This is a genomic window from Pontibacter sp. H249, assembly GCF_037892465.1.
GTDB lineage: Bacteria > Bacteroidota > Bacteroidia > Cytophagales > Hymenobacteraceae > Pontibacter.
In genome coordinates, this window is record NZ_JBBKTR010000001.1 from 14,101 (window position 1) to 34,340 (window position 20,240).

A 20,240-nucleotide genomic window follows, 5' to 3' on the forward strand; every position below is an offset into this window, starting at 1 on the left:
TTAAAGCCTGCTTAAAACTAAAAGAGCACCTGCAGTGCGTCAGGTGCTCTTTTAGTTTATACTTTAAGTTAGCTACTCTGCCAGTTTTGCCTCTAGGTCTTCTATTTCCAGCATCAGTTCTTCCCATTTCTCCTGGGCTTTGTCAAGCTCTGCCTTCACCTTCTCAAACTTGGCCGTTACCTCTTGCAGCAGCTCCACGTCGCTGTATACTTTTGGGTCAGCAAGTTCGTTTTCGTGAGTGGCAAGTTTGGTTTCCAGTTGATGTACCTTTTGCTCTACATCGCTTAGCTGTTTGTTTACCTGCTTTAGCTGGTTGTTTAGCTGGTTATATTCGCTTTTTTCGCGCTGCTGCTTTGGCTGGTTTTGCTTTGCCTGTGGTGCAACGGCATTTGCCAGCTGTTTTGCCTCTTTCTCACGCTTCTCCTGGAATTGCTCATACTCATGGTAGGTGCCCGGATACTCCTTCAGTTGGTAGTCCTCGATGTACCAGATCTTGGTAGCCACATTCTCTACAAAGTAACGGTCGTGGGAGATGATGATAAATGTGCCTTCATACTGCTCCAGCGCCTGAATGAGAATATTTACCGACTGCATATCCAGGTGGTTGGTAGGCTCGTCGAGCATCAGGAAATTAGCCTCAGAGATTAGCGTTTTTGCCAGTGCTACACGCGACTTCTCCCCACCAGACAGCACTTTAATCTTTTTGAATACATCATCGCCGGTAAACAGAAACGAGCCCAACAGCGTGCGCAACTCCATTTCAGTTTTTTTGGAACCGGCCTGCTGCATCTCCTGCAGCATCTCGTTTTCTACGTTAAGCGACTCCAGCTGGTGCTGCGCATAGAACGACATAATAACGTTATGCCCCAGCTCATGTTTGCCTTTAATAGGCTCAGTGCCGGCAATAATGCGCAGCAGCGTGGATTTACCTTTACCATTACCACCAATTAAAGCGATCTTATCGCCGCGCTCCACATGCACGTTTGTATCTCTAAAGATCACTTTGTCATCGTAGGCTTTGCTCATGTGCTCGAGGCGCAGAATATGGCGGCCCGGTTGTACATTAAACTTAAAGCTGAAATTTACTTTAGCAGCATCTGGCGCTACATCTTCGATGCGCTCCAACCTATCAAGCTGCTTCATGCGGCTTTGCGCCTGCTTTGCTTTGGTGGCCTTTGCCTTAAAACGCTCAATAAAGCGCTCTGTCTGGCGGATCTGGGCTTGTTGGTTTTCGTAAGCACCTTTCTGAATTTCGTTGCGTAGTGCCTTTTCCTCTACATAAAAACTGTAGTTGCCAGGGTACACATTCAGCTTTGCACCGGATACCTCTACTGTAACGTTTGTTGTGCGATCCAGGAACTCGCGGTCATGCGATACAATTACAACAGCCCCTTCGAAGCGCTCCAGGTACGTTTCCAGCCATTTGATGGAAGGTAAGTCAAGGTGGTTGGTAGGTTCGTCAAGCAGTAATAATGATGGCTTCTGTAACAGGATCTTTGCCAGCATCACACGCATGCGCCAACCTCCTGAGAAAGAAGCCAGCGGTTGCTGCAACTCTTCTGTCGTAAAGCCCAGTCCTTCGAGTATAGCCTCCGCCTCGGCCTGCATGGTATAGCCTCCAAGCGCCTCAAAACGCTCCTGCAGGCTTGCAAGCTTCTCCACCAGGTTATCATGAAAGTTATTTTCAAACTCCACCAGCACCTTGTCGATCTCCTTCTGCAAACTCATTGCCTCATCAAAAGCCTGCATAGCCACCGAAAGTATACTTTCATGCGTTTCGTAGCTCAGCAGGTCCTGGTTCAGGAAACCAATGGTAGTATCCTTGCTCATCTGAATACTTCCGCCATCTGGCCTGTACTCTCCTACAATAATGCGCAGCAGCGTAGATTTACCGGTACCGTTAAGCCCTATCAGGCCAATTTTATCTTTGGGTTTTATATGCAGGTTGGCATCCTCGTACATAGGGCGGCTGCCAAAATGAAAGTTCAGGTTATTAATGGAGATCATGTGCTTAGGCAATAAGTAAGGTACAAAGGTACTTAATTTTGCATGTGAGTTAAAAACATAAGCAGCTTAGATAAAGTGCTTTCATATACTGTCGTATTCAAATAAGGCCACACATACCTGCAATACCATAACTTTAAGTGCTGCAAGAAGTATACTCCTTTCTAATTTAATTACAGCCAAAAACTTATCCTGTATTGAATTAAACATTTACTTTGCAGGATCGTTTTTCTTTTGATATGCTACAGGTCCTAAAAGCCTTACCCCTATGATTGCAATTGCTTCGCTTTTAGACAAAAAAACTACTGAACGCGTAAATGAGCTCACAGAATATTTGGAGACAAAATTCGGGCTCAACAACGTAAAACTCACTCCTTACCCTCACTTAACCATCTTAACTGCGGAGGTTGTGGACATGGAAGAGCTGAAGCAGTACCTGGAAACTACTTGTCTCGAAACAGAAAAATTTAAAGTACGCACCACAGGCTTAGGTATTTTTCCCGGTGAAAAACCTGTAGTGTACATACCTGTACTGAGAACGCCGCCCCTAAATCGCCTACATGAGCGGCTGCATGCTGCTGTTTCGGAGATGAGCTCTGAGATGGGCATTTACTATAACACCAACATGTGGCTGCCCCACATTACCCTGGCCCTCGGCGACACCAGCCCTGAAGTACTTGGTCCTTTGCTTAGCTACCTGTGCCAGTATAATTTTGATTGGGAGATTACTATAGATAACCTGATCATACTGCAGAAGTGCGGCGACTATTATCTGAAAGAAGAAGAGTTCAGGTTTGGGCGCGGTGAACGTGAATTGATCAGTTAAACGTTACTATTACCGATTCTTCTGCGGCAAAAGTATACTTCCCAGTTCATCCTAAGTTTAATTTGCTACTCATTCATATCTTTAAAGTACAATATCAGCAAATTTATTTTATAGCTATCTGTATAAAATGCTTATAGAATTATTACCCTCTTTGTAGTAATTTATACCATATTCTCTGCTCCTCTTGCTACACCTGTACAGTTTGGGTTGTCATTCCTCATAAGTAAAGATCAATTTTAATACATTTTTAATGTAGCAGAAAGTATAAAAAATTCAACTAATAGCTTTTTGTGGTCGTAATATTTTGGACTTATACATAGTTACAAAGCAGGTTTTTCGAAAGCCAGCTAACACCACTAGGTATGTTAATCAACAACTATATACCGCCATCAAGAAGCCATGCAAGAAAAAGAAAACAACCCCAAAAAATCAAACCAGCCAAACAGGAAGGTAGATGAGAACAGTAAAGATAAGCAGCTGGAACAATTCAGAAACGATAACTCTGAGCAGTACTTAACCACCGACCAGGGTGTTCGCATCAATCACACCGACGACTCGCTTAAAGCTGGATCACGTGGGCCAACCCTGCTAGAGGATTTTCACTTCCGGGAGAAGATGACGCACTTCGACCATGAGTCGATGCCGGAACGCGTGGTGCATGCCAGAGGATCAGGGGCACACGGTTACTTCCAGCCTTACGACGACTCATTAAAAGAATTTACAAGAGCGAAATTTCTGACAGACCCGAACACAAAGACTCCGGTTTTTGTAAGATTTTCAACAGTTGTAGGCTCCAGAGGCTCAGCGGATACTGTACGTGACGTGCGTGGGTTTGCTACCAAATTTTATACAGAAGAAGGTAACTACGATCTGGTTGGGAATAACATGCCGGTGTTCTTTATACAAGACGCTAACAAATTTGCAGACCTGGTGCACGCTATCAAACCCATGCCAGACAGTGAAATGCCCCAGGCATCTGCTGCACACGATACCTTCTGGGATTTTGCCTCGCTGATGCCGGAGATCAACCACATGATTATGTGGGTATTATCTGACAGAGCTATTCCGAGAAGCTTCAGAATGATGGATGGGTTTGGGGTTCATACATTCCGTTTTGTGAACGAGGCAGGAAAAGGCACTTTTGTTAAATTCCACTGGAAGCCAAAACTTGGCGTGCACTCGCTTGTTTGGGACGAAGCACAAAAACTTGCTGGTAAAGACCCAGACTGGCTGCGCCGTGATCTTTGGGAGGCTATAGAAATGGGTGATTACCCTGAGTTTGAACTTAACGTGCAGCTGGTACCGGAAGAGGATGAATTTAAGTTTGACTTCGACCTGCTGGATGCAACCAAAATCATACCTGAGGAACTGGTACCCCTAAAGCCTGTCGGGATGATGACGCTTAACCGAAACCCTGACAATTTTTATGCAGAAACAGAGCAAGTGGCTTTTCACCCAGGCAACCTGGTGCCAGGTATAGATGTGACTAATGATACGCTGCTGCAGGGCCGCCTGTTCTCTTATATTGATACACAGATTAACCGATTTAGCAGCGCCAACTTTGCTGAGCTGCCAATTAACAGGCCTGTGGTGCCAGTTCATAATAACCAGGGAGCCGGATTTATGCGCTATACTATCGGCAAAGGCAAAGTAAATTATTGGCCAAACTCCTTAGGTGGTGGCTGCCCCATGATGGCACCTGAAAATAGGGGCGCTTATGTACACTACATGGAGAAAGTAGAAGGCCATAAGATACGTGCCCGCAGCGAAAGCTTTAACGACCACTACAGCCAGGCTACGCTGTTCTGGAACTCAATCACAGAGGTAGAGCAGAAACATATTGTAGATGCTGCTCATTTTGAGCTTGGTAAAGTAGAATCAAAAGAAATACGCCAGCGTATGGTAGGCCATTTCTCAAAAATAGATATAAACCTTGCCAGAATGGTGGCTGCCGGCATTGGCATAGAAGTACCTGAAAACTTTGACCAGAGATCTACGGGTAATTTTGAAGACAATGAGGCCAGCAGAAAGATGAAAAAAGGCAAATCAGTTGATGATACTGCTTTTGTAAGTATGGAACGCCGTGATAAGATAGAAACCGCTAAATCCAGAAAAGTAGCTATCCTGATTGAAAACGGATTTGATTACAACGAGGTGATGCAGGTAAAACAAGCAATTGAGGATGCCGGAGCACATGCCAAAATTGTTTCCAAGTACTTAGGTATGCGCAAAGGCATTAACGGGGAGACAGTTGAGGTGGATAAGAGCCATGTATCAACAGGCTCTATCATGTATGATGCTATTTATATTCCGGATGGCAAAGGAAGTATAGAGGCTTTAATGAAAGAAGGAGATGCACTGCACTTTATTAATGAAGCTTTTAAACATCATAAATCAATTGCGACATCTGGTAACGGTATCATGCTACTTCAAAAAACATCAATCGGCGGCTTTGTATTTGCCGACCCAACATCACGCGATGTAAAAGAGCATAAAGGCGTAGTAACTGCCGGAAACGATGCCGATGCAGATGAATTTGCAACCAAGTTTATAGAAGCGATTAAAAAGCACCGCCACTGGAACCGTGAGGAAAAAATGTCGGTACCTGCTTAAGCATTTCATATTTTAAAGTATAAAAAAGGCGGCTGAAGTATACTTCAACCGCCTTTTTTCATGCTCATCAAAAACTATTAAGCCACCTCTTCATCAGCTATGAGTACAGAAGAGGGTATAATCTAAGTTTAATTAGTGCCCTGAATCTCCCCTACCATTTGTTCCCGTCAATGCTTATCTTTACTTAAGTACAAAGCAAAATTCATGAAATTATCTAATACATTCTCCCTTAAAACCGGAGCATTGTCCATAGCGCTTTTTACGGCTGTGTCGTGCAGCCAAACGGCTACCCAATCGAATGTACTACCCGTAGAAACCGGCGTATCTCAGCGGCTGGCAGAGCACAGAAAGCAGGTGCTGAGCAATATAAATTACAACCTGCACCTTACCATACCCGCACAAAAAAATCAGCCTATTGCCGCCACTGAGGTTATTACACTAACACTACACCAAAACGAGCACCCCTTACAACTGGATTTTAAAGAGCAGGAAGTCAACCTTAAAAGTATAAAAGTAAACGGCAAAACAACACCCATTAATTTCCAGAACGAACATATCCTGATCGATAATAAGTACCTGAAAGAAGGCGAAAATAAACTTGAAATAGACTTTACTGCCGGCAATCTTTCCCTTAACCGTAACGAGGACTACCTCTATACTTTGCTGGTGCCAGACAGAGCCAGAACTGTTTTCCCGGTGTTCGACCAACCAGACTTGAAAGCTACTTTCACGTTGGCCCTAAGTATACCCCGCACTTGGAAAGCAGTAGCCAATGCACCGCTTCAGGATATAGTGGCAAAAGGCGACCAGAAAGTTTACCGCTTCCAAGAATCCGATAAGATCAGTAGCTACCTCTTCTCTTTTGTAGCCGGAGACTTTGACTTAATTACGCGCACTGAGGCGGGTAGGCCCATGAACTTTTACCACCGCGAAACCGACAGCAGTAAGATCAACCTAAGTATAGATCCCATTTTTAAAATCCATGCCGATGCTTTGGCTTTTATGGAGGACTATACGCAGATACCTTACCCTTTCCAGAAATTTGATTTTGTGGCCATACCCGATTTCCAGTACGGCGGTATGGAGCATGTGGGAGCCATTGATTATAAAGCCTCTACCCTCTTTCTCGACGAAGGTGCCACAAAAGACCAACGAGTATCACGCTCTAACCTGATTGCTCATGAAACTGCCCATATGTGGTTTGGCGATCTGGTTACAATGCGCTGGTTTAACGACGTGTGGATGAAGGAGGTATTTGCCAATTTTATGGCTGATAAGGTATCGCAGGTAACGTTGGCAGACGCTAACTATGACCTTAAGTTTTTACTTGATCATTTTCCAGCTGCCTATGGCGTAGACCGCACCACCGGTGCCAACCCCATACGCCAGCAACTGGACAACCTACAGGATGCCGGCAGCATGTACGGCAACATCATCTACCACAAAGCTCCAATTATGATGCGCCAGCTGGAGCGGCTTATTGGTGAGAAGGCGTTTAAAGAAGGAATAAGAGAATACCTAAAAACCTATGCGAACAGCAACGCCACCTGGCCGGAGCTGATCGAGATACTGGACAAGCGTACACCAGCCGACCTGCAGTCCTGGAACCAGGTTTGGGTAAACGAGTCTGGCAGACCTGTAATCGATTACAAGCTGGAGACAGACAACCGCAGGATTACCAATTTCACCATCTCCCAAAAAGGCGAAGACGGCTCAGACAGGCTGTGGCCACAATTTTTCGAAGTGGCGCTGGTGTACAAGGATCGCGTTGAAGAGCTGACAGTAAACATGGACGCGCCTCAGGTAACGTTAAAAGCAGCTATAGGAAAGCAGCATCCTGATTTTATACTTTTCAATTCCTCTGGGCAAGGGTATGGCTTGTTTCCGATTAACGGGCAAAACCTTTCAGCTGTTCCCCTATTAAAAGATCCTGTTATGCGGGCCAGTGCTTACATCAACATTTACGAGAACATGCTGAGCGGCCGTGGAGTTGATCCTAGTCTTGTATTGGCTTTTACGTTATTAGAATCTGAAAGAGAAACAGAAGAACTTAACCTGAAGCTTTTGACAGGCTATACAAGTTATATTTTTTGGAAATTTATAACCCCTGAACTCAGAAATAAGATGGCACCTGCGTTTGAGAAAAAGCTTTGGGATAACATAAATGCTCAAGAAAAATCTAATGCAAAAAAGCTGCTTTTTAAAGCTTACCAAGATATAGCCCTAACTCCAGATGCAATACAACGTTTATACAAAGTATGGCAAACGCAACAGGCACCTGCAGGTATAACACTCACAGAAGATGATTACACGTCGCTGGCACTTGCACTAGCTCTGCGAGATTACCCGAAAGGCAATAGTATATTAAGCGAGCAACTAAAGCGCATTAAAAACCCTGATCGACAAAAAAGACTGCAGTTTCTGATGCCAGCTTTATCGGCTGAGGTGGAAGTACGAGACGCATTTTTTGAGTCGCTTGCCCAGGAACAGAACCGTGAGAAGGAGGCTTGGGTAACTACTGCACTTGGTTACCTGCACCACCCGCTCCGCAGCCACACCTCTGAAAAATACCTGCAGCAAAGCCTGGAACTACTAGAAGAGATTCAGCTAACCGGCGACATCTTTTTCCCGGCTAATTGGTTAAATGCCACATTTAGTGCTTACCAAACACCAACTGCCGCAGCAACCGTGCGTAATTTTATAGAGGCAAACCCTAATTATAATCCAAAACTACGCGGTAAAATATTACAAGCGGCAGATAACCTGTTTCGGGCTGTGAAGCTGTTGAAAAATAATCAATAAAAGAAAAGAGGCTGCCAATTGTGTTAATTGGTAGCCTCTTTTGATTCGATCAATTTATACTTTAAAAGGTGTAGCCAAACAACAACGTAACAGAATTTCTGGCACTTTTAAGGCCAGTAAACGGAGACAGCCCGTTGCCTCTTTCCATTTTAATTTCTGCGTTGAACTTGCTTAAAGCGACACCTGCACCCAGCAACAGCGCCTGCTCATGCTTCCTGAATTCAGACAAGGGTTTTTGGGTTTTAGTACTCTCTGATGCATAAAATTTACGGTACACATGCTGGCTGCTATTATCAGATACCATCAGGTTATTAGCTACACCAGCTGTAATGTAAGGGCTTAATTTGGTATCGGCTAGTTTGTACCTTAAAGAAGCGTTTATGCCCAGGTAGCCCAGTTTAAATTCAGTATCTGTTGATGTATAGTTTTGGCTGGAATTGCTGCTTTTGCTAGTATAGCTGTCTTCTGCTGTAAAGTTTCTGTACACTAAATCGCCTTGTATTGCCCATTTGCCTCGTGCACGTGGCAAAGTTGCCAATAACGATATTCCGGTAGTTATACCTACGCTATTAAAATCAGCATTGGTAAGACCTTCAAATTCATGCTGATTAATTTTAGACACTTAAAAATCCAATAGCACAAGAGTCCCTATAAATGAAGCAATTAGTAAATTACTCAATCAAATATTATCTCAAGCTGTACCCTAATTTAAGGCCTAACATACTTTTAGTTGAGCTAAGCATATGATAGCTAGATACTCCATTTCCGAGTTCATATCTCAATTCAGCCGTCATTTTCTTATAATTTAAACCTACACCTGCTACTATAGCCTGCTCATATGTTCTAATATCTTCTAAGGCTTTACCTTCCGCATCTGGATAATCTGAATAGAATCGTCTTTGGGTTGTTTTCTTATTTGTATATGAAATTCCAAAATTATTCGCGATTCCAATATTCAAATAAGGTTTCAAAGATGCAGCAATATCTAATTTATATCTAATCATAGTATTTAAACCAATACTTGTCATGGAGATTTCACTATGAGATCTTTTGAAATTTTCAGAGGAGAAAATATATTCATAATCGCCTTCAACATGGTAAGATTTCCAAAGGAGCTCATTGTAGACAGACCATTGGTTGTGCAACCTAGGTAATTTCACATCAATTGAAATACCAGCTGCTTGCCCTGAACCAATAAATTTATTCTGGCTAAGCTCATCGAAACCTCTGCCCTTGAACTGCATACTAGTATAAGATCCTCCTGCTAAAATGCCTAATGATGTGATAAACTTTTGACTTTTAGCTGAATATCCTGTTTCATTTCCACTTTTACATTGATTGTAAGATAAAACCAGATTTTGCAGTGATTTAAAGGAAAGATGAGTGTTTTCGATTATACCTGCTCCCTGGCTACAATCTTGCATAATTTCTAAAAGGGAAGTTTTGTAAATTGGTATGTCTAATAGCATTACATTACCTCCTACATTACGTTTTACTTTTCGTAAAATAAGTTCTTGAGGCATATCACTTCCACGCTGAATAAAGAAGTGCTCTTTATTACTTTTGTCTTTGAGATATAACAAATTAAGATAACCCTTTACAATTACCCGTAATAATACAGTATCTACAACAATGACCGGTTCAGCATCAATTTTAATCTCACTAATATTGACAGGTGACTTATCAATGGGCAAAAGATAGCGTTCAAACCAATCCCCAGTAGAAAGTCTTAAGCTTTTCACATCTAGAATATTTATTTTAGAAATATTTGTACCTTCAGCGTTCTCTGAAACCAAGAAAGTTTTTGGGTTTTTACTCCAGTTTCTATCATTAAGAAAGGTGTGAACAGTATCATTATGCTGTGTCACATAATATCCCTTGACAAACTTGGTTTGCCCCACAGACAGAAAGGAAACAAAGAGTAATAAAAGTGTAAAAGTTGTTTTCATATAAGAGTTTAAATAATAAATATGGCAAATATAGTATTTATCACTATAAACACACAATCAATCTACTACTAGAAGTAGCCATAAAAAAACAAAAGCCCGGTAAGCAATGTTACCGGGCTTTTGTTTTATACTCTAAGCGGATTATTACATATCCAGCACCAGAGCGAATATAAGTGGCGCCACAATGGTAGCATCCGATTCGATCATATACTTAGGCGTATCCTTGCCTAATTTGCCCCAGGTTATTTTCTCGTTTGGCACTGCGCCAGAGTATGAACCGTAGCTGGTTGTGGAGTCAGATATCTGGGCGAAGTAACCCCAAAGCGGAACACCGTCGCGCTGCAGGTCCTGGTGCAGCATTGGCACTACACATATCGGGAAGTCACCGGCAATACCACCACCAATCTGGAAGAAACCGATTGTAGATTCTTCTTTAGCTGTATTGGTATACCACTCAGCTAGCTCCATCATGTACTGGATACCAGTTTTTACCGTGTGCACATTCTTCACATCGCCGCTGATCACGTGGCCTGCATAAATGTTACCCAGCGTTGAGTCTTCCCAGCCTGGGCAAATAATCGGAAGGTTCTTTTTAGCAGCCTCCAGCATCCAGCTGTTTTTCGGGTCGATCTGGTAGTATTGCTCCAGGTCGCCACTTAAAAGTATCTGGTAAAAGAACTCATGCGGAAAGTATGATTCACCTGCTTTATCTGCTTTCTCCCAATACTTAAGAACCGTGTGCTCCAAACGACGCATGGCCTCCTCTTCCGGAATGCAAGTATCTGTTACACGGTTCAGGTGGCGGCTAAGTAGCTCTTCTTCGTCGGCGGCAGAAAGCTCACGGTAGTGCGGCACACGCTCATAAAAATCGTGGGCAACCAGGTTAAAGATGTCCTCTTCCAGGTTAGCTCCTGTACACGAAATAGCGTGGATCTTATCCTGGCGGATCATCTCTGCTAAGATAATACCCATCTCTGCTGTAGACATGGCACCAGCCAGCGTTACCAGCATTTTACCCCCGTTGTTGAGGTGTGTTTTGTATCCTTCGGCGGCATCAATCAGCGATGCGGCATTAAAGTGCTTGTAGTGTTTCTTTAAGAAATTTGATACTTCCATTTTAACTAGCTTTAATGAAGCCAATACTGCCACAAACAGCAGTTTGAGCGGCAAAGGTAAGACTTATTTTGATATTGGTTAATCGTTGTTTGGATACTGTTTTAAGTAACCGAATATCATTATTCGTTATTCACCCAGATAAGGTTAATTTGATGCAGCTAAATCAGTCTTTATAAAGCATAAAGCAGAAAAACTAGCTAGCTGTGCACAACAAATAACCTATTGAGAACACGACTATTTAGCCGGCGTTTCGATGATCAGGTTGTGGTTCGTATAGATACATATATCGGCGGCGATGTTCAGGGACTCGCGCACCATTTCTTCTGCCGATAAGTGCGGGGCATGCTTTTTAAGTGCCAAAGCGGCAGCATGCGCATACATACTTCCTGATCCAATGGCAGCAATCTGGTTGTCCGGCTCCAGCACATCCCCAGTTCCAGAAATGATTAGTAGTTCATCTTTGTTGGCGACCACCATCATAGCTTCGAGCTTACGCAGGTACTGGTCTTTGCGCCAGTCTTTAGCCAACTCTATGGCAGCGCGTTTCATGTTGCTTTGGTAAGCATTCAGCTTCTCCTCAAAGCGCTCCAGCAACGTAAAAGCATCGGCAGTAGAGCCAGCAAAACCGGTTACAATCTTTCCATCCAGTAGCTTACGGATTTTTTTCACGTTACTTTTGGCAATGTGCTTGTCCATGGTGGCTTGCCCGTCGGCACCCAGAGCTACTTCTCCGTTATGAAAAATACCGCAAACGGTGGTTGATCTTATTTTAGTCATCTGTTTTTGTACTTGGTCAGGTTAAACATACGCAGGCACAGTTATACTTGCTGCACTTGTGCTTTGTAAAGCTACAGTATCTTCAAACAAAAAGCCAAAGCTATACTTTACGCCAAATTGTCTGCCTACTGCTGCGCCTGAAACTATAGTATGCCTATCTGAAATATCCCTGCACCTATACTTTTGCTCAATGAGGTCTAAAGAATCGAGTTCTTCTTCAGTAAGAGGTTAATATCCTTCATACTTACCCGATAGATATTCGACTGCCCATTCATTACTTCCTGAGCAGCTTCACCAGGTACCTCCTTCCTGAAACTTGCAAAGTATAGGTAACGCCCGTCAGTAGAAAAATGCGGCGTAAAGTCGAAGGCGGCGCTGTTAAGTGAAATGCCCAGGTTTACAGGCGCAGTCCAGGTGTTGTCTTTTAAACGGTAAGATAGGTATATGTCACCCTCGCCCAAGCCACCTTCTCTATCCCATGCTGCCCAAGCCATGTACTTGCCATTCGCAGAGAAAGCGATGTCTCCTTCAAACGCTGAAGAATTAACTGATTCCGGTGCAAGTTCCAGATCGCCGGCAATGCCGTTTTGGTACCTTGCCCTGTAAATATCGGAACTACCTATACCGCTTTTCCGGCCAGAGTTAAAGTATAAGTATCCGTCCTTCCGAAGCTCCGGCCCCAGTTCATCGCCTTTGCTATTAATTTTATCGCCTGTAACCGGTACAGGTGCTCCCCAATCTCCGTTCACCAGCTGCGAGTACCATATATCCAGATCTTTTTTGCCTGTTGTGCCATCTGTAGTGCGGTTAGTGATAAAAAACAATGTTTTCCCGTCCGGGCTCAAGGCCGGGTCAGAATCATTGTAGCGAGCATCAGAAAAAGAAACGGGTACAGGCTCTGACCATTGGCCCTTAGTAAGATGGCTGACCATGATTTTCATACCTTCGAATCCTTGGTGGGCTCTTACAAAGTACATAGTTCTGCCATTGCGGGTAACCAGTGGGTTAAACTCGTTTTGGGAGGTTGAGATAACGTTTTCTGCTACTAATGCTAACCTGGTATGCCCTTTTTGTTGTGCAGATGCTGCAAAGCACAAGACACAGCAGAAAGCTGTGCTGAGAAATACTTTTTTCATAGTTGTAGATTTAGGATCAAAGCAAATGTAGCAAATACATTAACTACGCAGTTGCATATTTAGACAGTCTGCAGCCGCTGCGTCATATACATCAACAACACTACTATAAGCAGGTAACTTCAGGTCATCTCAAACTGCAGCTAAACACGTCTATACAGGGTATTACTTTTACTTAGTGCCCCAATCACGGTATCAGCATATTTAAAATTTGTTTCTTAACTAACGTGCAACCATTTGCTCGTATATAGCATCTAATCTATAAATGCACCTTATGATGAAAACAGGTATAAATTTAACTAAGCTTTTATACTTTTTGGTCCTGCTGTTTTGCTTTAGCTCCTGCGAAAAAGACACAATACGCCTCACGAAATACACTGAAGAGTGGCTACAGACAAAAACAGACACAAAGCTTAACTTCACCAGCCATACCGGAGAAAAAGAAGAGTTAACTGTAACCGTAAAAACAGGCACACATATCCGATCGAACTTATCCGGCGACAGAAAGTATGAATACTACCTGTTAACCTATACCGGTAAGCAAAGCGACTTGGGCCTGATATTAGCAGCTGAGGATAAGTATGTAGACATCATGAACATCGGGCAAACAGAGTTTAACACGAACTTTGTCTCCATTACTACAGGTAAAACTGCTGCAGAGGAGGTGCTGCTTACTTACGATGTTGAAGCTGAATTTATTAACAACCTGGAATTGAATGGCGTTACCTACAATAAGCTGCTGCGTTTAAAATTTAACCTGCCACCCTCCAGACCTGACAAGATAAAAGAGGTATACTATGCTAAGAACCATGGGCTCGTATACTTCCAGACGACAGATGGGCAGTACTGGAGTTTAGATTAAACCCTGGTGCTTTTGCCTATCTTTTTAAAACCATACCGTTGCCTGCTTGTTTAAGTGGATAACTTAACAAAACCGAGATTACGTATTAGTAAGAACAACACTTGTAGTACCAATTATATAGAAGTAGAAAATATACTTGCTTAGCTTCTAGTAGCAGTGTCAAGATGTAGTACGATTACCGCAGACATTACTTGTCTGGTTTATTTTGCTTAACCGCCACCCCCATACTAAAACTATGAAAAAGACGAATTTAATTTCGTTACTGATACTTATTTTACTGGGCACAACTTCCTGCGAAGAGTTATTTGAGTATCACCCAAACCAGATCAGGCTCGAAAGCGACGAGCGCGACCTGACGGCTAAAAACCTTGTCCGCCTACAGAAACAAAACCCTGGCGATACGCTACGCATACTTGTAATGGGCGACACACAGCGCTTTTACGACGATGCCGTTGAATTTGTAAAGCAGGCCAACACGTTTGAAAACATCGACTTTGTAATACACCAAGGCGATATTTCTGACTTTGGCATGACGCAGGAGCACAAATGGGTGCATGATATTATGGAGCACCTGAAATGGCCCTACCTTACAGTTGTAGGTAACCACGACCTGCTGGCCAATGGCAGCAAAGTATACCAGAAAATGTATGGCCCGCTAAACTACTCCTTTACCTACGGCCACACTAAGTTTGTTTTTGTTGATACTAATAGCCGCGAATATGGCTTTGATGGCAGTGTGCCGGACATCAACTGGTTAAGAAAGGAAGTGTACCAGCGCGAAGATGAAGACTTTACCCAGGCTATTGTGGTATCGCATGTGCCTCCCTACGATGCTGATTTTGACGGCAACCTGGAAGATGCGTATCAGAATGTGCTGGAGTCAAGTAAGAAAGTAAAGCTTAGTTTGTTCGGCCATATTCATAACTGGCATTCAAATCATGTATACGACAACCATATTTTATACCACGGCACCACCACTGTTAAAAAAAGAGGGTTTACTTATTTAAAAGTATGGGCAGATGGCTTCGACATTCAGATGATAAATTATTAAGATGAAGCACCTTTATTCGCTCACACTTTTTATACTATTGTTGGCTGCCTTTCCCCCTGCCCTTGCCCAGGAGCCACTCCCTGATTCTGCCATTGTAGTTCCTGCTACTTCACCTTATCATGTAAAGGCGCAGTTTGCGGGCGGCATTGGTTTTGTCTCTGCTGGTGTTGGTCGCAGTTTTTTTCAGGATAAGCTGGAAACAGACCTATTCCTGGGTTACCTCCCCGAGAGTATAGGCGGCGACAGGATAGTGACATCTGCCATCAAAGCAACTTACCGCCCTATAAAACCCTTGCCTTTAAAAACTATAGACTGGCAACCGCTGCGCGTGGGATTTTTGGTAAGTTATACTTTCGGAAGCGACTACTTTACCAAAGAACCCGGCGACAAATACCCTAAAAACTACTATGGCTTCCCGACTGCTTTACACGGCAGCCTGCTGCTTGGCGGCCAGGTAGACCTGACCCGTGTAAAAAAACTACAGAAGTTCTCTGCATACTACGAATTCGGCTCCAGTTTAGAATACATTATCTCCTACATCCAAAACCCAAAGTATCTAGGACCGGGCAAGATATTCAACCTGGCACTAGGGCTTAGGATGAAGTTGTAATATTGGAAGTATATATGTATGTCTCTTTATTTAACATAAAGTCTACACCATTCAGGCCGGTTTTAGAGGTATAAATATACATTTAAGCACAGCCACTAATTACCCACAATTGCTTTGAACAACAATTAACATAAACCTAAAGTATAAACAACTTTAATTTAAAATATTTCAGGATAAAATCGGGCCTAAAAGAATTGTTGATATGTGTTTATCATTGAATCTGGTAACTAACTAATAATAAATTATGAAAATTTATCGGTAATATCTAAGGTTGGATTAACAGCAGGGTTTCTTTTCTTTATTCATGCTTTGATTCCATTTAGCCACGCTTGGCCACTTGTTTGGCCAGGTTTTGCAGGAATATTTTTACTTATGTTATTAAAAAACAAAGGAAAATTAAAATATTTTTCTTATACATTAAAATCTTTATTTAAAACCAGTTCACTATCAGCAGTCATCTTCTTTGTCTTTACCCTTGCGGTTTTATATGTAATAGGTTTTCCAGAGATGAACAAAGTTTCTGATTTGCTGGGTGCTGTTGGTCCCATAATTATTAATAGTTCTTTGATTTTCGGCCTCTTATTAGCTTCAGGGTTAGGAATAATTACTGCAATGATTAGTGGTAGTATTCTTTATCCTTTTATAAGAAATAGATAAAGAATTATTTCTCCAGAGAATATCCTATCTAATAACAACAGTATTGGCACAAGGTGAAGAACGTGCCTACTCGTGCGTATCACAAAAGTGGGTAACAATTTGTAAAAACAATGCTTGAACTTTTGCCAACTCGAAAGTCTATGCTCGCTTGCAACACCTGAATGTGCTACGACAACCAATCTCTCTAGCTCGCACTTTTTTATATACGACATTGAATCGTTAGAGAAGGCAATAGTTAGAATTAGTCGCAAACTCCCCTTATAAACGTCATAATCATACCCTATAAAATGTAAATTTAAGAGTTTAATTTGTAATAAATAAACTCTTAAAAATATGACACTAGTTAGGAAGAATAAAGTTACCTATTGGACGGCAACCGGAATAATATTTCTGTTTGAAGGCGTAATGCCCGCTCTGACTTCACACACAGACCTAGCCATAGAAGGCATTAGGCACTTAGGCTATCCCAGTTATTTTGGAGTAATGCTAACTGTGTTTAAAGTGGCAGGTGCCATAGTTCTTATTCTACCCTTCGTAAAAGGGAAACTGAAAGAGTGGGCATATGCTGGATTCGCCTTTACAACGATTGCGGCCTTTATTAGCCATTGGGTCGTAGATGGCTTTAGCGGCCAAACGCTATTACCTCTTTTAATCTTAGCAATACTAATTACTTCTTACATTCACTATCTTAAATTAGAGACTTTATATCATCGCCAATCTTTAAAGTCAGAGAAATATGTCATATCAAGCCTACCTCAATAATATAAAGGAGAAGACTGGAAAGCGGCCTGAAGATTTTAAAAATCTTGCAGAACAAAAAGGTTATACCCAAAATGGACAGCTTACCTCAGGAACTAAAGCAGGTGATATTATAAAATGGCTAAAGGAGGATTTTGACCTTGGACACGGCCATTCGATGGCAATTTATGCTTTACTTAAAGGTACAAAGAATGAAGAAAGTAAATAACTTCTAGACCTGTTATTAGCAGCAGTTGTGTTTATTAAGCATACTAAAAAGTGAGGCGCCAGAATTTTATCTTCAACTCTCCTCTAGAAGCTGATTTGAACTTCAGTTAAAAAACAATTAAACAATGCACCAACAGCTTTCAGTCATTAAAAAGGCAGGAAGCGGCTTTTGCGTACTTACGGGAAAGGCCGATGAAGGGCATCTGCTTTATTCAATGGATGTTGGCATGATTCACATTGAGTAATTTAAACAGTCTAAAGGGCATACAAAAAGTATAAGATCACGATTTTTAAGTTACATAACTGTCTGAAATATAATTGCATGAAAAAATGCTTAATGACAGCACTGCTGCGGCTACGTCTTGCAAACTGCTATACCTGCCCATAAGCGGTCTTTTAAACAGATAATCCTAAATACAGTCAGGGAAATGACATTAGATGATTTTAAAGCGGACTTGAGAAATTGGAAATTTTCCAGTTATAAAGCAATCAACTTTTCGATTGGGATCTCTGCATTACTCATATACGAATTAATCGGAAGACCATTTTACCGCCCATACATTTATGCCAATAACATAAACGATTTTCACATTGCAGATACTTTAGGAAATACTTTTGGTACTCTGACCACAATATTTTTCTTAGTTGCAATTTTATCAAATGACCCCTCAAAAGGAAATTACTTAATAAAACTTGGAACATTTAGCGTTGTAGTTTTTGAGCTTGCCCATCCATTATTAGGTAAACCAATTGATATTTGGGATATAGGAGCAACAATTCTGACAGGTATGTTTAGTTACTTAATTTACAACCTAATCTTTAGATAGCGGCAGCACCAAATAAAAAGCTCTTTGCTTAAGGATACTGAGATTAAGGCCAATTGATAAACAATTTGTAAGAAATAGAAAATAGCCGCTAACAACATAGAATAGAAAAGCTACAGCCATAGGTTTTTCAGGCTAAGCCTCTCTTTGTTGACTTACTCATCAGGGGATCGTTATTTGGTCCTTTCGTACAGCTTCTATCATTCTAAATAACATTTTCTCTTAAACAAAAATGCCTCTCCGTTGCTGGAGAGGCATTTCCCATACTTTATACTTTATTGAAACTTAAACCAATATTCTCACCGGGTTCTCCAGCATGTTCTTAAACGTTTGCAGGAAGGCAGAACCCACGGCTCCGTCAACCACGCGGTGATCGCAGCTAAGCGTTACCTTCATCATGTTACCGATCTGGATGTTGCCGTTCTTCACAACAGGAATCTGCTTAATACCACCTACTGCCATGATGCAGGCATCTGGCGGGTTGATGATGGCCGTAAACTCCTCGATACCGAACATGCCCAGGTTAGAGATGGTAAACGTATTTCCTTCCCAGTCAGATGGCTGCAGTTTTTTGCTCTTCGCTTTGCCACCCAGGTCTTTAACCTCAGCAGCAATAGCAGAAAGCGACTTGTAGTCTGCGTTGCGCACAACCGGTACCAGCAGGCCTTCTTCTACCGCCACGGCTACACCAATGTTAATGTGCTTGTTGTAACGGATCTTATCACCCAACCACGACGAGTTAACCGCAGGGTGCTGGCGAAGTGCCGCAGCAGCAGCCTTAATTACCAGGTCGTTAAACGATACCTTAACCGGAGATACTTCATTTATACTTGCACGCGCCTCCATGGCCTTGTCCATGTCAATTTCCATGGTCAGGTAGAAGTGCGGAGCAGAGAATTTACTTTCGGCCAGACGGCGGGCAATTACCTTACGCATTTGCGATACAGCTACTTCTTCGTAAGAATCAGAAGGAGCACCTGGTATGGCCTGTGCAGCAGCTGGTGCAGCCTGAGGGGCAGCAGCCTGCTGTGGAGCGGCAGATGGCTTAAAGTTCTCGATGTCGCGCTGTACGATGCGGCCACCCTCGCCGGTACCTTTTACCTGGCTCAAGTTAATGCCTTTCTCACTCGCCATTTTCTTAGCCAGTGGTGAAGCCTTTATACGGCCATTGCTTTCGGCAGCTCCGGCTTCAGCACCTTCGGCAGGTACTTTGGTTTCTTCTACTTTATCAGCAGTTACTTCCTCCACACCGGCTTCAACAGCTTCTTCAGTCTCTGTGGCTTCTTGTTTACCAGCGTCAGAACCTTCTAAAAGAGCTTTATAATCAGCGCCTTCTTCACCGATAACAGCAATAACAGCATCAACTGCTACAGATTCGCCTTCTTTCACGCCAGTATAAAGCAACGTACCGTCTTCATACGACTCAAGCTCCATGGTTGCCTTGTCGGTTTCCACTTCAGCCAGCACGTCACCAGACTTTACTTTGTCGCCTTCTTTCTTCAGCCAGCTTACAAGCACACCTTCTGTCATGGTGTCGCTCATTTTTGGCATGCGAATAACGTTAGCCTTAATGTTGCTGGTATCTACAGTAGTTTTTTTAGCCGGAGCATCAGCTTTGGCAGCTGCTGGCTTGGCTTCTTCTTTCTTTTCTTCTTTTGCTGCTGGTTTGGTTTCTTCAGCTTTTTCTTCTTTTGCTGCAGGAGCACCACCTTTAATTTCGCTAAGCAGGCCGGAGATATCCTCTCCTTCTTTACCGATAATAGCGATCACAGCGTCTACGGGTACAGATTCACCTTTTTTCGGACCGATGTAAAGAAGCGTGCCATCATCATATGATTCCAGTTCCATGGTTGCCTTATCGGTTTCCACTTCGGCCAGTATATCGCCGGAACTTACTTTATCACCTTCTTTTTTCAGCCAAGATGCAATCACCCCCTCAGTCATTGTGTCGCTCATCTTAGGCATCTTTATTACTTCAGCCATAGTATCGTGTTGTTTAGTCGCCTAATTAGGTCAATTCTTATCCGCCCAAAATTAGACCGAAAAATAT

17 protein-coding genes are annotated in these 20,240 nt (G+C 42.6%); 10 read left to right on the forward strand and 7 right to left on the reverse strand.

Features of this window, described 5'->3' with window-relative positions; translation table 11 throughout:
• Positions 1–72: 72 nt before the first annotated feature.
• Positions 73–2,007, reverse strand: coding sequence for an ABC-F family ATP-binding cassette domain-containing protein (locus WG943_RS00060; protein WP_340405963.1), 1,935 nt, complete (start codon positions 2,005–2,007; stop codon positions 73–75).
• A gap of 265 nt (positions 2,008–2,272) precedes the next feature.
• Between WG943_RS00060 and WG943_RS00065 the strand changes: the two genes are divergently transcribed.
• From WG943_RS00065 to WG943_RS00075, 3 genes are all read left to right on the forward strand, one after another.
• Complete coding sequence (locus WG943_RS00065; protein WP_340405964.1) at positions 2,273–2,830, forward strand: 2'-5' RNA ligase family protein; 558 nt, start codon at positions 2,273–2,275, stop codon at positions 2,828–2,830.
• A gap of 399 nt (positions 2,831–3,229) precedes the next feature.
• Positions 3,230–5,443 (forward strand): catalase, encoded by a 2,214-nt coding sequence (locus WG943_RS00070; RefSeq protein ID WP_340405965.1) that lies wholly within the window; start codon positions 3,230–3,232, stop codon positions 5,441–5,443.
• Positions 5,444–5,647: 204 nt separating this feature from the next.
• The gene (locus WG943_RS00075) at positions 5,648–8,245 is read left to right on the forward strand and encodes a M1 family metallopeptidase (RefSeq protein WP_340405966.1); all 2,598 of its coding nucleotides are present in this window, start codon (positions 5,648–5,650) and stop codon (positions 8,243–8,245) included.
• Between the two features lie 61 nt (positions 8,246–8,306).
• Here WG943_RS00075 and WG943_RS00080 read toward each other — a convergent pair whose 3' ends face one another.
• The 5 genes from WG943_RS00080 to WG943_RS00100 all read right to left on the reverse strand — a co-directional run bounded on the left by WG943_RS00080 (position 8,307) and on the right by WG943_RS00100 (position 13,223).
• On the reverse strand, positions 8,307–8,867 hold the full coding sequence (locus tag WG943_RS00080; RefSeq protein ID WP_340405967.1) for a hypothetical protein: 561 nt from the start codon (positions 8,865–8,867) through the stop codon (positions 8,307–8,309).
• Positions 8,868–8,931: 64 nt separating this feature from the next.
• Positions 8,932–10,194: an outer membrane beta-barrel protein gene (locus WG943_RS00085; RefSeq protein ID WP_340405969.1), complete on the reverse strand. Its 1,263-nt coding sequence runs from the start codon at positions 10,192–10,194 to the stop codon at positions 8,932–8,934.
• Between the two features lie 144 nt (positions 10,195–10,338).
• Complete coding sequence (locus WG943_RS00090) at positions 10,339–11,310, reverse strand: deoxyhypusine synthase family protein (RefSeq protein ID WP_340405971.1); 972 nt, start codon at positions 11,308–11,310, stop codon at positions 10,339–10,341.
• Between the two features lie 234 nt (positions 11,311–11,544).
• The gene (gene hslV / locus WG943_RS00095; protein WP_219878331.1) at positions 11,545–12,087 is read right to left on the reverse strand and encodes an ATP-dependent protease subunit HslV; all 543 of its coding nucleotides are present in this window, start codon (positions 12,085–12,087) and stop codon (positions 11,545–11,547) included.
• A gap of 197 nt (positions 12,088–12,284) precedes the next feature.
• Positions 12,285–13,223: a TolB family protein gene (locus WG943_RS00100; RefSeq protein ID WP_340405974.1), complete on the reverse strand. Its 939-nt coding sequence runs from the start codon at positions 13,221–13,223 to the stop codon at positions 12,285–12,287.
• A gap of 271 nt (positions 13,224–13,494) precedes the next feature.
• On the opposite strand from WG943_RS00100, the gene WG943_RS00105 reads away from it, so the two are divergent.
• The 7 genes from WG943_RS00105 to WG943_RS00135 all read left to right on the forward strand — a co-directional run bounded on the left by WG943_RS00105 (position 13,495) and on the right by WG943_RS00135 (position 18,193).
• Positions 13,495–14,082, forward strand: a complete 588-nt coding sequence (locus WG943_RS00105; protein WP_340405975.1) for a hypothetical protein — start codon at positions 13,495–13,497, stop codon at positions 14,080–14,082.
• Positions 14,083–14,317: 235 nt separating this feature from the next.
• The gene (locus tag WG943_RS00110; protein WP_340405977.1) at positions 14,318–15,133 is read left to right on the forward strand and encodes a metallophosphoesterase family protein; all 816 of its coding nucleotides are present in this window, start codon (positions 14,318–14,320) and stop codon (positions 15,131–15,133) included.
• Between the two features lies 1 nt (position 15,134).
• Entirely contained in the window at positions 15,135–15,743 is a 609-nt protein-coding gene (locus WG943_RS00115; protein WP_340405978.1) for a hypothetical protein, read from the forward strand.
• A 309-nt stretch (positions 15,744–16,052) separates the two neighbouring features.
• The gene (locus WG943_RS00120) at positions 16,053–16,400 is read left to right on the forward strand and encodes a hypothetical protein (RefSeq protein WP_340405980.1); all 348 of its coding nucleotides are present in this window, start codon (positions 16,053–16,055) and stop codon (positions 16,398–16,400) included.
• A gap of 333 nt (positions 16,401–16,733) precedes the next feature.
• Positions 16,734–17,162, forward strand: a complete 429-nt coding sequence (locus WG943_RS00125; RefSeq protein WP_340405981.1) for a DoxX family protein — start codon at positions 16,734–16,736, stop codon at positions 17,160–17,162.
• On the forward strand, positions 17,137–17,367 hold the full coding sequence (locus tag WG943_RS00130) for a DUF4287 domain-containing protein (RefSeq protein ID WP_340405982.1): 231 nt from the start codon (positions 17,137–17,139) through the stop codon (positions 17,365–17,367). Before WG943_RS00125 ends, WG943_RS00130 begins: the two co-directional genes overlap by 26 nt.
• A gap of 427 nt (positions 17,368–17,794) precedes the next feature.
• On the forward strand, positions 17,795–18,193 hold the full coding sequence (locus WG943_RS00135; RefSeq protein WP_340405983.1) for a hypothetical protein: 399 nt from the start codon (positions 17,795–17,797) through the stop codon (positions 18,191–18,193).
• 282 nt (positions 18,194–18,475) lie between these two features.
• On the opposite strand, the gene WG943_RS00140 is transcribed toward WG943_RS00135, so the two are convergent.
• Positions 18,476–20,173, reverse strand: coding sequence for a pyruvate dehydrogenase complex dihydrolipoamide acetyltransferase (locus tag WG943_RS00140; protein WP_340405985.1), 1,698 nt, complete (start codon positions 20,171–20,173; stop codon positions 18,476–18,478).
• Positions 20,174–20,240 lie beyond the last annotated feature (67 nt).

Bases quoted from the DNA above. Each gene is read 5' to 3' on its own strand.
- WG943_RS00115 (WP_340405978.1), top strand. From the start codon at position 15,135: ATGAAGCACCTTTATTCGCTCACACTTTTTATACTATTGTTGGCTGCC.
- WG943_RS00060 (WP_340405963.1), bottom strand. From the start codon at position 2,007: ATGATCTCCATTAATAACCTGAACTTTCATTTTGGCAGCCGCCCTATG.
- WG943_RS00125 (WP_340405981.1), top strand. From the start codon at position 16,734: ATGACACTAGTTAGGAAGAATAAAGTTACCTATTGGACGGCAACCGGA.
- WG943_RS00100 (WP_340405974.1), bottom strand. From the start codon at position 13,223: ATGAAAAAAGTATTTCTCAGCACAGCTTTCTGCTGTGTCTTGTGCTTT.
- WG943_RS00135 (WP_340405983.1), top strand. From the start codon at position 17,795: ATGACATTAGATGATTTTAAAGCGGACTTGAGAAATTGGAAATTTTCC.
- WG943_RS00130 (WP_340405982.1), top strand. From the start codon at position 17,137: ATGTCATATCAAGCCTACCTCAATAATATAAAGGAGAAGACTGGAAAG.
- WG943_RS00065 (WP_340405964.1), top strand. From the start codon at position 2,273: ATGATTGCAATTGCTTCGCTTTTAGACAAAAAAACTACTGAACGCGTA.
- WG943_RS00085 (WP_340405969.1), bottom strand. From the start codon at position 10,194: ATGAAAACAACTTTTACACTTTTATTACTCTTTGTTTCCTTTCTGTCT.
- WG943_RS00140 (WP_340405985.1), bottom strand. From the start codon at position 20,173: ATGGCTGAAGTAATAAAGATGCCTAAGATGAGCGACACAATGACTGAG.
- WG943_RS00070 (WP_340405965.1), top strand. From the start codon at position 3,230: ATGCAAGAAAAAGAAAACAACCCCAAAAAATCAAACCAGCCAAACAGG.
- WG943_RS00105 (WP_340405975.1), top strand. From the start codon at position 13,495: ATGATGAAAACAGGTATAAATTTAACTAAGCTTTTATACTTTTTGGTC.
- WG943_RS00090 (WP_340405971.1), bottom strand. From the start codon at position 11,310: ATGGAAGTATCAAATTTCTTAAAGAAACACTACAAGCACTTTAATGCC.
- WG943_RS00110 (WP_340405977.1), top strand. From the start codon at position 14,318: ATGAAAAAGACGAATTTAATTTCGTTACTGATACTTATTTTACTGGGC.
- WG943_RS00075 (WP_340405966.1), top strand. From the start codon at position 5,648: ATGAAATTATCTAATACATTCTCCCTTAAAACCGGAGCATTGTCCATA.
- hslV (WP_219878331.1), bottom strand. From the start codon at position 12,087: ATGACTAAAATAAGATCAACCACCGTTTGCGGTATTTTTCATAACGGA.